The sequence below is a fragment of the Photobacterium sp. BZF1 genome, from assembly GCF_014349205.1.
In the GTDB taxonomy this organism is placed as follows: Bacteria; Pseudomonadota; Gammaproteobacteria; order Enterobacterales; family Vibrionaceae; genus Photobacterium.
In genome coordinates this window covers 1-10,831 of record NZ_JACSOF010000187.1, presented here as the reverse complement: position 1 = coordinate 10,831, position 10,831 = coordinate 1, and the positions used below count along the sequence as shown (strand labels likewise).

The 10,831-nt window shown below is 52.1% G+C and carries 14 protein-coding genes and 1 tRNA gene; 11 read left to right on the top strand and 4 right to left on the bottom strand.

Annotation, left to right across the window (positions count from 1 at the left end; translation table 11 throughout):
* The coding region (locus BIZ37_RS27085; protein ID WP_187464176.1) for a type IV pilus twitching motility protein PilT at positions 1-452 on the bottom strand (452 nt) is incomplete at its 3' end.
* Between the two features lie 23 nt (positions 453-475).
* Between BIZ37_RS27085 and BIZ37_RS27080 the strand changes: the two genes are divergently transcribed.
* The 7 genes from BIZ37_RS27080 (at position 476) to hemW (ending at position 5,403) form a co-directional block, all read left to right on the top strand.
* Complete coding sequence (locus BIZ37_RS27080; RefSeq protein ID WP_187464175.1) at positions 476-1,186, top strand: YggS family pyridoxal phosphate-dependent enzyme; 711 nt, start codon at positions 476-478, stop codon at positions 1,184-1,186.
* Positions 1,187-1,276: 90 nt separating this feature from the next.
* Positions 1,277-2,095, top strand: coding sequence for a pyrroline-5-carboxylate reductase (proC, locus tag BIZ37_RS27075; RefSeq protein ID WP_187464174.1), 819 nt, complete (start codon positions 1,277-1,279; stop codon positions 2,093-2,095).
* A gap of 9 nt (positions 2,096-2,104) precedes the next feature.
* A complete protein-coding gene (locus BIZ37_RS27070) occupies positions 2,105-2,659 on the top strand; it encodes a YggT family protein (RefSeq protein ID WP_187464173.1) in 555 nt (184 codons plus the stop codon).
* The gene (gene yggU / locus BIZ37_RS27065; RefSeq protein ID WP_107300878.1) at positions 2,656-2,949 is read left to right on the top strand and encodes a DUF167 family protein YggU; all 294 of its coding nucleotides are present in this window, start codon (positions 2,656-2,658) and stop codon (positions 2,947-2,949) included. Before BIZ37_RS27070 ends, yggU begins: the two co-directional genes overlap by 4 nt.
* 143 nt (positions 2,950-3,092) lie before the next feature.
* A complete protein-coding gene (locus BIZ37_RS27060; protein ID WP_187464172.1) occupies positions 3,093-3,530 on the top strand; it encodes a DUF4426 domain-containing protein in 438 nt (145 codons plus the stop codon).
* 112 nt (positions 3,531-3,642) lie between these two features.
* The gene (locus BIZ37_RS27055; protein WP_187464171.1) at positions 3,643-4,236 is read left to right on the top strand and encodes an XTP/dITP diphosphatase; all 594 of its coding nucleotides are present in this window, start codon (positions 3,643-3,645) and stop codon (positions 4,234-4,236) included.
* Positions 4,237-4,239: 3 nt separating this feature from the next.
* A complete protein-coding gene (gene hemW, locus BIZ37_RS27050) occupies positions 4,240-5,403 on the top strand; it encodes a radical SAM family heme chaperone HemW (RefSeq protein WP_187464170.1) in 1,164 nt (387 codons plus the stop codon).
* A 152-nt stretch (positions 5,404-5,555) separates the two neighbouring features.
* On the opposite strand, the gene BIZ37_RS27045 is transcribed toward hemW, so the two are convergent.
* The 3 genes from BIZ37_RS27045 to trmB form a co-directional block, all read right to left on the bottom strand.
* Positions 5,556-5,957: a hypothetical protein gene (locus tag BIZ37_RS27045; protein ID WP_187464169.1), complete on the bottom strand. Its 402-nt coding sequence runs from the start codon at positions 5,955-5,957 to the stop codon at positions 5,556-5,558.
* Positions 5,958-6,011: 54 nt separating this feature from the next.
* Positions 6,012-6,932 (bottom strand): glutaminase B, encoded by a 921-nt coding sequence (gene glsB, locus BIZ37_RS27040; RefSeq protein WP_187464168.1) that lies wholly within the window; start codon positions 6,930-6,932, stop codon positions 6,012-6,014.
* Positions 6,933-7,037: 105 nt separating this feature from the next.
* Complete coding sequence (trmB, locus tag BIZ37_RS27035; RefSeq protein WP_187464167.1) at positions 7,038-7,775, bottom strand: tRNA (guanosine(46)-N7)-methyltransferase TrmB; 738 nt, start codon at positions 7,773-7,775, stop codon at positions 7,038-7,040.
* Between the two features lie 155 nt (positions 7,776-7,930).
* On the opposite strand from trmB, the gene mutY reads away from it, so the two are divergent.
* From mutY to BIZ37_RS27015, 4 genes are all read left to right on the top strand, one after another.
* A complete protein-coding gene (mutY, locus tag BIZ37_RS27030) occupies positions 7,931-8,989 on the top strand; it encodes an A/G-specific adenine glycosylase (protein WP_187464177.1) in 1,059 nt (352 codons plus the stop codon).
* Positions 8,990-9,070: 81 nt separating this feature from the next.
* Positions 9,071-9,343, top strand: coding sequence for an oxidative damage protection protein (locus BIZ37_RS27025; RefSeq protein WP_107300870.1), 273 nt, complete (start codon positions 9,071-9,073; stop codon positions 9,341-9,343).
* Between the two features lie 127 nt (positions 9,344-9,470).
* On the top strand, positions 9,471-10,616 hold the full coding sequence (gene mltC, locus BIZ37_RS27020) for a membrane-bound lytic murein transglycosylase MltC (RefSeq protein WP_187464166.1): 1,146 nt from the start codon (positions 9,471-9,473) through the stop codon (positions 10,614-10,616).
* A 121-nt stretch (positions 10,617-10,737) separates the two neighbouring features.
* Positions 10,738-10,813, top strand: a tRNA-Phe gene (locus BIZ37_RS27015).
* Positions 10,814-10,831: the final 18 nt, after the last annotated feature.

Sequence of the window (10,831 nt, the reverse complement as noted above, 5' to 3'; positions counted from 1 at the left end):
AAGTTCTCGTTGATGTAATCCACCAGCGCGGCGATGGTGGTCGATTTACCCGAGCCTGTCGCCCCTGTCACCAGTACCAGGCCACGCTGGCATTGAGCAATCTGGTAGAACACATCGGGCACACCCAGTGACTCCAACGTCGGGATATTCACCGGGATGGTCCTGAACACTGCCGCACTGCCCCTTGTTTGTTTGAAAGCATTGACACGGAAACGACCTACATCGGGCAACTCAAATGAGAAGTCGACTTCTAGTCGCTCCTCGAACTCCCGTCGCTGGGCGTCATTCATTATGTCGAAGACCAAACGGTGAACTTCACCATGCTCGAGAGCCGGTAAGCTCAACTTGCGCACATCACCATCAACACGGATCATTGGCGGAACACCCGCTGAAAGGTGCAGATCAGAGGCGTTATGCTTTACACTAAAGTCCAGTAGTTCGGTGATATCCATAAATTTTCCCCACAGAATCAATTATGAATAGTATCAAGCAAAATATTGAACAGGTCATCAACCAGATCGGCCTGGCAGCAGAAAAATGCGGTAGAGATGCCGAAACAGTGCAATTGCTTGCTGTAAGCAAGACCAAACCGATCGCCGCCATCGAGCAGGCAATCGCAGCGGGTCACACCGCTTTCGGTGAAAACTATGTCCAAGAAGGCGTCGAGAAAGTCCAGTACTTTGCCAAACGAGAGACTGGCCCATCACTCAGTTGGCACTTCATCGGTCCTATCCAGTCCAACAAAACCCGCCCGATTGCCGAGCATTTTGACTGGGTCCACTCGGTAGATCGCGCCAAAATTGCCCGTCGCCTGAGTGAACAGCGCCCAGCAGGTATGGCACCGCTCAATGTCTTGCTACAAGTTAACACCAGTGGCGAAGACTCCAAATCGGGGCTCGCTTTCGAACAAGTCGCCGCACTGGCAGACGAAGTGGCGGCGATGCCGAATCTGGTATTGCGTGGCCTGATGTCTATCCCGCAAAAAGCAGACGATTACGACAGCCAGCTTGCTGCCTTCTCAAGCCTTGCCGAGGCCATGGACAAACTCAAAGGCAAACACCCACAACTCGATACCCTATCAATGGGGATGAGTGGTGATCTCGATGCAGCTGTTGCTGCTGGCAGCACAATAGTCAGGATCGGTACCGCAATTTTTGGTGCCCGCGATTATTCAGCTAAACAGTAAGCTAAGCGCTGGCTATAATAGCCACACAATTATAACGTCTAGGAAGGACGTCAACGTCCCTCCCGGCCTTAAATACACAGAGGATGTAACATGGAACAACGCTCGATTGCCTTCATTGGTGCCGGTAACATGGCCCGCTCTATCATCGCAGGCCTTGTTGCCAGCGGCTATGCGCCAGACAAAATCACCGCGACAGCACCAAGCTCAGCCCGTCGTGAGCCGCTGGCCCGTGATTACGGAATCCACACCACTGACAACAACCTGAGCGCAGCATCGGACGCCGATGTTATTGTCCTTGCGGTGAAGCCCCAGCTCATGGAAGAAGTTTGCCGCCCACTTCAGATCCTCGACTTCTCCGGCAAGTTGGTGATCTCCATTGCGGCAGGTATCGGTGCCGAGCGACTCAACGAAATGCTTGCCACCAACTTGAATCTGGTACGCGTAATGCCAAATACACCATCACTGATTGGCAAGGGCATGAGCGGCCTTTATGCATCCAACTCCCTTAACCCTAACGACCGTCAATTTGCCGAAAACTTAATGAAGGCTGTCGGAGAGGTGTGTTGGGTCGAGCAAGAAGCTGGCATTAACAGTATTATTGCCGCAGCAGGCAGTGCCCCAGCTTATTTCTTCCTGTTCATGGAAGCAATGCAGGAAGAAGCCATCAAGCAAGGCTTCAGTGCAGAGCAAGCCCGTATGCTGGTTCAACAATCTGCCCTTGGCGCTGCAGAAATGGTGGTCGCCAACCCGGAAACTGATTTGGCAACGCTTCGTGCGCAGGTTACCTCAAAAGGCGGCACAACCGCTGAGGCAATCCGTACTTTCAACGAATGCCAACTTAGTGATACCGTAGCTAAAGCAATGCGTGCTGCCGTTTCCCGCGCTGAAGAAATGGAAAAATTATTTTAAGGTTAGTATATGAATTCAATTGGTTTTCTAGTCAGTACCCTATTTGATCTCTACATTATGGTTGTGCTGCTGCGCATCTGGCTCCAGTGGGCGCGTGCCGATTTCTACAATCCGTTTTCACAGTTCATCGTCAAGGCAACCCAGCCGGTTGTCGGCCCACTACGTCGCATCATCCCATCGATTGGTTCACTGGATGTTGCCACGCTGCTGTTCGCCTACGTCCTGAGCATGGGTAAATTCGTGATCCTGCAATTGGTATTAGGTGGCGGCTTCATGTTCACGCCGGAATACTTCTGGATTGGTGCGCTATCGCTGCTCAAAGCGGCCGGTGGCCTGCTGTTCTGGGTATTGTTGCTTCGCGCAATCCTGAGCTGGGTCAGCCAGGGCCGCAGCCCAGTTGAATACGTAATGCATCAGCTAACCGAGCCGATGACAGCCCCTATCCGCCGTATTATTCCAGCAATGGGCGGTTTGGACCTGAGTGTGTTGGTCCTGTTCATTGGCCTGCAGTTCGCAAACTTCCTGATCGGTGATTTCGTTGGTCCTATCTGGTACCAGCTATGAGCCAACAGGCTGCCTACCGCGACGGTGATGATCTGATCCTGCGACTGTATATCCAGCCCAAAGCCAGCCGCGACCAAGTGGTTGGCCTGCATGGGGATGAAGTCAAAGTCGCGATCACCGCACCGCCGGTAGACGGCAAGGCCAACGCCCATTTGGCAAAGTACCTGTCCAAGCAGTTCAAGGTCGCCAAGGGGCAAATCGATATCGAAAAAGGAGAACTGGGACGTCACAAACAAGTGCGTATCACCGCTCCGAAAGCAATACCCGAGCCCATTCAGGCTCTGCTGTAAGCAAAAGCAACTTCCAGCCCGGCGTCCTTCCAGACGCCGGGCTGTTTTTCATCAGAACCTTTCGTCACAACTATAATGGAACTAGCAATACCCACTAACAGCGCAGGGGCTCCCCTGTCAGGTGCGTATAGAAGGATAATAAAATGACTCGTCTTTTCAGCCTATTTGCCCTACTCATTTCATGCCTCGGCATCAGTTTTACTGCCAGTGCCGGACAATTCAAAGATATAGAGAACCTCGAAGTCCACTATTCCAGCTTCCCGTCGACCTTCCTGACCCCGGAAGTAGCCAGTACCTACAAAATCCAGCGCAGCCGCTATTCCGCCGTTATCAATGTCACCGTGCTGAAGAAGGATCAGGAGGGAAAACCGGCTGTGGCTGCGGTGCTCAATGGCCAAGCCAAGAATTTACTCGGCACGGTTAAAAACCTCTCCTTTCGCGAAGTCAGGGAAGGTAATGCCATCTATTACATCGCCGAGATCAAACATGCCAACGAAGAGCGCTTCAGCTTTTCCATTGATGTCTCCCACAACGGCACCCGTGGCAACATTGAGTTTGACCAGACATTTTATGTCGACTGATCTAAGCATTTCACCGCAATCAGCGATAGCAATGACAGGGGAGCCTTGCGCTCCCCTTTTATTTTCCGGGCAGTGAGATAAGATAGCGCCCTCTTTATTGCGAGGAACTGTGATGAGCAAATTAGTACTGGCCACTGGTAACCAGGGCAAAGTAAAAGAAATGGCTAGCCTTCTGGCCGATTTTGGCTTTGATGTGGTCGCCCAGAGCGATTACAACGTCTCTTCGGTTGCCGAGACCGGCACCACCTTTATCGAAAACGCCATTATCAAAGCCCGTCACGCCGCCAAGGAAACTGGCCTACCTGCGATTGCTGATGACTCAGGCCTAGAAGTGGATTACCTCAAGGGTGCACCGGGGATCTACTCTGCCCGCTTTGCAGGCATTGATGCCTCTGATGAAGAAAACCTGCAGAAGCTACTGAAAGAAATGGAAGGCGTTGCGGATGAGCAGCGTACTGCCCGTTTCCACTGCGTATTGGTCATGATGCGCCACGAAAACGATCCTACCCCGCTAGTTTGCCACGGCAGCTGGGAAGGCAAGATCCTCACTGAAGCCCACGGCGAAAATGGCTTTGGCTACGACCCAATCTTTTGGGTACCGGAAGATCAATGTTCTTCTGCCGAGCTTGAGCCAACGCGCAAGAAACAACTTTCACACCGCGGCAAAGCCCTTGCCAAGCTGTTTGCTGCCCTGAAGGAAGCATAAACCATGCTAGTACCACCACCACTGAGCCTGTATATCCACATCCCATGGTGTGTCCAGAAGTGCCCTTACTGTGACTTCAACTCCCATGCACTGAAAACCGATATTCCCGAGCTCGACTATATCGATGCGCTTATCGAAGATCTCGATACCGACTTGGCAAAATACGATTTGGCAAGCCAGAGCCGTGAGCTGCACTCTATTTTCATCGGTGGTGGTACTCCGAGCCTGATCTCCGCACCGGAGATCGGACGCTTGCTCGAAGCCGTCAAAAAGCGGATCCCCTTCAGCAACGATATCGAAATTACCATGGAAGCCAATCCGGGTACTGTCGAAGCCGGACGCTTCAACGCCTACCGCGAAGTTGGCGTCAACCGTATCTCAATCGGCATCCAGAGCTTCCAGGACGAAAAACTCAAGCGCCTCGGCCGCATCCACGGTAGCCGCGAAGCCATCACTGCTGCTGGCCTGGCCCAAGAAGCAGGGCTTGATAGCTTCAACATCGACCTGATGCACGGTCTGCCAGATCAAAGCATCGACGATGCCCTATCGGATCTCAAACAGGCAATTGCCCTTGAGCCGCCGCACCTGTCTTGGTACCAGCTCACTATCGAGCCCAATACCCTGTTCTACTCCAAGCCGCCAGTGTTGCCGGATGACGACGACCTATGGGAGATTTTCGAGCAAGGCCATAAACTGCTGGCCGAAGCGGGCTATGTCCAATACGAGATTTCAGGCTATAGCAAACCGGGCCGCCAGTGCCGCCATAACCTGAATTACTGGCGTTTCGGGGATTACCTCGGCATCGGTTGCGGTGCCCACGGCAAGCTTAGCTTCGCTGACGGTACCATCACCCGTACCGTCAAGGTCAAGCACCCTCGCGGCTACCTCAACCCTGCCAAGCCATATCTGGATCAGGAAACCCAAGTCGAAGCCGCTGAGCTCCCGTTCGAGTTCTTTATGAACCGCTTCCGCCTACTTGAGGCTTGCCCGAAACAAGATTATGTCGAGCGTACCGGCTTGCCACTAACAAGCATTGAAGGGCCGATCAATTGGGCGCTTGAGCAGAACTACCTCGAAGACAGAGGTGATGAGTGGCAGATCACCGAGCACGGCAAGTTATTCCTCAACGACCTGCTAGCGGCATTTGTCAACGAAGAGGATGAATAGGATTACCTCGGATTACTTTTGCAAATAAAGCGGTGGCAATTTAATAGGATAAGATTTTAAAGCTTACCCGCCATGGACGGCGGGTTAGAGCGACAAGGATGTCTTCACTGCGTCTTTGAAATCTTGTCCTGTTGAATTGTATATAGTGCAACTCAATCGAGCGTCACGCTCTGCCAACGCTTGAGGGCGGGGATCTGTGATTGGATTTCGCTTTCTTTAGCCTGGCGCATCGCCACCCGATCACACAGTTCCTTATCGATTAACTGTGAGTGGGATAAAGTGTAAGGTAAATCATCGAGCATCAGGCGGTGGTAGTCTGCCAGCAAGGCAGACTGGCTATCATCGAGCTTGACCTTGTGGACTCCGAAGTAGAGTTGGCCGCTGGGTTTGATTATGAAACTCTCGCCCCCAAACTCCAGGTTGAGCGCCCCGTCCTGCATACTCAGGCTATTGTGCCACTCCATCTGGCACACAGGCGCTTCATTGGCCTGCACGCCCAATGACAAGGCAAACCCGGCAACCGCTAATTTAACCCCACAAACTCGCAACAGCATAAGCCTCTCCCCATAACCGGGGTAGGCCAAGGTTAGTATGCCCTAGTTACCCCGTTAAAAGATTGAACGGCCGATCCGCTCGGCCAGCAATTCAAGGGCGGCTGTGCCAGCCAGAGAGTTACCCGAAGGATCCAGCTCTGGCGACCATACAGCGATGGTCATCTCACCCGGAACGATAGCGATGATCCCGCCACCGACACCGGATTTGCCCGGCATACCAACCCGATATGCAAATTCTCCAGCACCGTCATACAACCCGCAGGTCGCCAGCAGTGCATTCATTTGCTTACACTGAGTCTGGTTGATAATTGTTTTTTTTGCACCCAAAGGAAGCCCTTTATTTGCCAAGTAACTGAAAGTTTTGGCCAAATCAACACAACTCATTTTCAGCGCACAATAACTGAAGTAATTGGTCAGGACCGGCATCACTTCATTATCGAAATTACCAAACGAGCGCATCAGGTAGGCAATCGAAGCATTGCGGTCACTGTGCTGCATCTCAGATGAAGCCACAACCTTGTCGTAGCAAATATGCGGGTTCTGGGCGAGCTTGCGCACTAGCTCAAGCATCCGGTATTGCGGAGCTGACAAACGGCTATGCAGCAGATCGGAGACCACCAAAGCCCCGGCATTGATGAACGGGTTACGCGGGATACCGTTTTCCAGCTCGAGCTGGATCATGGAATTGAACGCATGGCCTGATGGCTCTTTGCCAACCCGCTGCCAGATCTCTTCCGGTTGGTACAAGGTCATCGCCAACGTCAGGCTCAGCGCCTTGGAGATCGACTGGATCGAGAAGCCTTCTTTGCTATCACCAGCTTGGATAATTTCACCATCGTTGTAACACACAGCAATCCCCAGCTTGTTGGCCGGAACCTCCGCCAATGCCGGGATATAATCAGCCACTTTTCCTTTGCCGATCAGCGGTCTGACTTCATCTAAAATCTCGTTTAGCAACTGCTCTGTTGGTTTCATTACTTTTCTCCAAGGATAAAAAAGCCAACACGAGGTTGGCTTTTTTCGAACAACTGGTGCACCCATTGGTGCTTGGCAATACCTTGCCTCAATACGCCTGAAAACTTACTCAGTGCGCTCGTATTTCATGTCCCATACGCCGTGGCCCAAACGGTGGCCGCGAGCTTCGAACTTGGTCAATGGACGATCTTCTGGACGTGGGATGTAAGGACCTTCTGTCGCCGTATTGCGGTAACCCGGTGCTGCATCCATCACTTCAACCATGTGCTCCGCATAGTTTTCCCAGTCTGTCGCCATGTGGAAGATACCACCAATTTTCAGCTTCTTACGTAGCATCTCTGCAAATGCTGGCTGAACGATACGACGTTTGTGGTGACGTGCTTTGTGCCATGGGTCAGGGAAAAACAGCTGAACGCAGTCTAGGCTGCCGTCCGGGATCATGTGCTCGAACACTTCAACGCCGTCATGGCACATAACGCGAAGGTTGGTCAAACCCGCTTCCTCGGCGCCCATCAAACATGCACCAACACCAGGGCTGTGCACTTCGATACCGATGAAGTTTTTCTCTGGCGCATTCTTTGCCATCTCAACCAGAGAAGCACCCATGCCAAAGCCGATTTCCAGCGTTACAGGGCCTTCGTTGTTGAACACTTCTTTCCAGTCCAGCATCTGCTGAGCGAAGTCGATACCCATTGCCGGCCAGTTATTTTCCATGGCCGCTTCCTGGCCCTTGGTCAAACGACCTTCGCGACGAACAAAGCTACGTACCTTACGTACCAGTTTGCCGTCTTCGGTAAATTCGTTCAGGGTAACCTCACCTGACTTCTTTGAAACTTCGCTCATGCTTACTATCCAAACAAAAAAGAAACGGAACGGCATTATCCAAAGTTACAGCGCAAGTGCAAGTCTATCGATTGCGACGCCTCTCACTTTGTGGTGCAATCAGGGCCAAAAATAAGACAGGCGAAGACGGCTGTCAGCAAAGTGAGCTTGAAACTGTGACCAATACCTTCTCTGATGCCATTTTAGCGTGGTATGACAAATTTGGCCGGAAAACCCTGCCTTGGCAGCAACAAAAGACCCCCTACAAGGTCTGGCTGTCGGAAATCATGCTGCAGCAAACCCAAGTTGCCACGGTGATCCCCTATTTCGAGCGCTTCATCGAACGCTTCCCGACCGTTGCCGATCTCGCAGCTGCCGACCAGGACGAGGTGCTTCACTTATGGACCGGCCTTGGCTACTACGCTCGGGCCCGCAACCTACACAAGGCCGCCAAGCATATTGTCGACCATCACGGCGGCGAGTTCCCAACCGATATCGAACAGGTCATTGCCCTGCCGGGTGTCGGCCGCTCGACAGCAGGAGCCGTCCTGTCACTATCGCTCAAACAGCACCACCCTATCCTTGATGGCAATGTAAAACGGACTCTTGCCCGCTGCTATGCCGTCGAAGGATGGCCGGGGAAAAAGCCGGTTGAAAATAAGCTGTGGGAGATAGCCGAGACCAATACCCCAGCCCAGGGTGTAGAGCGCTACAACCAGGCCATGATGGACATGGGGGCGATGATCTGTACCCGTAGCAAACCAAAGTGCGAGCTGTGTCCGGTCGCCGAGCAGTGCGAAGCCAAAGCTCTGGGCCGCCAAGCCGACTTCCCCGGCAAGAAGCCCAAGAAAACCCTACCGGAGAAGCAAGCTTGGTTTGCTATCTTCCAGTTCGGTGAATATGTCTGGCTAGAGAAGCGTCCGCCAGCAGGGATCTGGGGCGGCTTGTGGTGCTTCCCACAGCAAGATCAGGCTGATCTTACCCCAGTGATCGAACAACGCCTTGGCCAGCAGGAGATCATCCGTGATCAGGAGCAACTGATCGGCTTCCGCCATACCTTCAGCCACTACCACCTGGATATAGTTCCGGTGAAACTGAGCCTGTCAGAGCAACCAGATTGCATCAGTGAAGCGGGTAACGGCCAATGGTATAACCTCAACCAGCCAGCAGAGATCGGTCTGGCTGCACCTGTACAGCAGATCCTAGAGAGCTTACGCTACGAGCTGAATAGATAGAAGCGTACAAGCGTGGTATAAATAGATATCCAAGAGACTTGGGGATACCCAAGCAAACCCTTATAACGAAGGAACTTCCTGATGAGCCGTACAGTATTTTGTGCCCGCCTTAAGAAAGACGCTGAAGGCCTTGATTTCCAACTATACCCGGGTGAACTGGGCAAGCGCATTTTCGACAACATTTCGAAAGAAGCGTGGGCAGAGTGGCAAGGCAAGCAGACAATGCTGATCAACGAGAAAAAACTGAACATGATGGATCCAGAGCACCGCAAACTGCTGGAGACTGAGATGGTGAACTTCTTGTTCGAAGGCCAGGACGTGATCATCGACGGTTACACCCCGCCGAGCGAATAATTCCGCTAATGCTTCCCCTTAACTCGGTCGTTTAATTCAAGGGAAGCACCTTAGTCATTCATTCAGGCATCTTTTGTAACTGGTTAGAAAACTAGGCAAACGGTGCCTTTTTCATATTTCGGGAACTATGAAATTACACGCGCTGTTTTTGTCCCTGCTCCTATTGAGCGGCTGTAGCCGGGAGTTTATCGAACAACTCTACGATGTCGACTACACCACCACCAACCGTTTTGCCAATAACCTCGCCCCGCTGCCCGGCCAGTTCACCCAGGATACTGCTGCGCTCGACAGGCTGATGAACTCATTCAATGGTCAGGTAAAACGCTATTGGGGGGATAACGACTCTCTGGTCGCGAGTAAACGCCAATATGTAAAGTACACCGATGGTTACCAGAGCCGCGCTCATGTTGATTTTGAACGTGGTGTTGTCATAGTTGAAACCGTGGCGAAAACCGAGCCGACCAAGCACCTAAAAGAAGCGATAACCACTACTCTGCTGACCCCGGATAACCCCGGTGGCGTTGACCTCTATTCAGACTCCGCCATCGAATTGAGCGGTAAGCCATTCCTTTACGGTCAGGTGCTTGATAACGAAGGAAAGCCTATCGAATGGTCTTGGCGTGCCAACCGGTTCGCCGACTACTTGATTGACGGCAAGCTGAAAAAACGCTCGGAGCGTTTCCACCAGGTTTACTATGTGGAAATCCCAATGGTGGCCGATCATGCCAACCAACGTAGTTACAAGTACGCCGATATTGTCCGTGATGCATCACGTCGCTACGGTATTGCCGAAGACCTGATCTATGCCATTATCAAGACCGAGAGCAGCTTCAACCCCTATGCTGTCAGCCATGCCAATGCCTATGGCCTGATGCAGGTAGTGCCAAAAACTGCCGGCGCCGACGTGTTCAAGCTAGTGAAAAACAAACCCGGCATACCAACCCCAGAGTACCTGTTTGATCCTGCTAGGAATATTGATACCGGTACTGCTTACTTCTACATCTTGCGCACCCGCTACCTCAAGGATGTCCGTGATCCATTGTCACTGCATTACAGTATGATCTCAGCGTACAATGGCGGAACTGGGGGGGTACTCAATACCTTCCACACAACTGACCGCAAGCGGGCAATGAACGATCTGAACAGTTTGCAACCAAATCAGGTCTATTGGGCGCTAACCAATAAGCACCGCAATGCCGAAGCACGACGTTACCTAGAGAAAGTAACCGCGTTCCAGAAAGAGTTTAACCAAGGGAAAAATCTTACGCAGTGACAATGAAATAGTCACAACCAGCATTTCTGGGCAAAAAGCAGGCAACCGAGTGCGACATTGAAATTTTTCTCAAAAAAATGGTTGACGAAAAGAACGAAAAACCGTTTAATAGCGCTCCGTTGCCTCGATAGCTCAGTCGGTAGAGCAGAGGATTGAAAATCCTCGTGTCGGTGGTTCGATTCCGCCTCGAGGCACCATATTCATATTGTGGTGCT

Coding starts and splice junctions, on each gene's coding strand:
- BIZ37_RS27055 (WP_187464171.1), top strand. CDS start 3,643: ATGAGCAAATTAGTACTGGCCACTGGTAACCAGGGCAAAGTAAAAGAA.
- yggU (WP_107300878.1), top strand. CDS start 2,656: ATGAGCCAACAGGCTGCCTACCGCGACGGTGATGATCTGATCCTGCGA.
- hemW (WP_187464170.1), top strand. CDS start 4,240: ATGCTAGTACCACCACCACTGAGCCTGTATATCCACATCCCATGGTGT.
- BIZ37_RS27045 (WP_187464169.1), bottom strand. CDS start 5,957: ATGCTGTTGCGAGTTTGTGGGGTTAAATTAGCGGTTGCCGGGTTTGCC.
- BIZ37_RS27070 (WP_187464173.1), top strand. CDS start 2,105: ATGAATTCAATTGGTTTTCTAGTCAGTACCCTATTTGATCTCTACATT.
- mltC (WP_187464166.1), top strand. CDS start 9,471: ATGAAATTACACGCGCTGTTTTTGTCCCTGCTCCTATTGAGCGGCTGT.
- glsB (WP_187464168.1), bottom strand. CDS start 6,932: ATGAAACCAACAGAGCAGTTGCTAAACGAGATTTTAGATGAAGTCAGA.
- proC (WP_187464174.1), top strand. CDS start 1,277: ATGGAACAACGCTCGATTGCCTTCATTGGTGCCGGTAACATGGCCCGC.
- BIZ37_RS27025 (WP_107300870.1), top strand. CDS start 9,071: ATGAGCCGTACAGTATTTTGTGCCCGCCTTAAGAAAGACGCTGAAGGC.
- BIZ37_RS27060 (WP_187464172.1), top strand. CDS start 3,093: ATGACTCGTCTTTTCAGCCTATTTGCCCTACTCATTTCATGCCTCGGC.
- BIZ37_RS27080 (WP_187464175.1), top strand. CDS start 476: ATGAATAGTATCAAGCAAAATATTGAACAGGTCATCAACCAGATCGGC.
- trmB (WP_187464167.1), bottom strand. CDS start 7,775: ATGAGCGAAGTTTCAAAGAAGTCAGGTGAGGTTACCCTGAACGAATTT.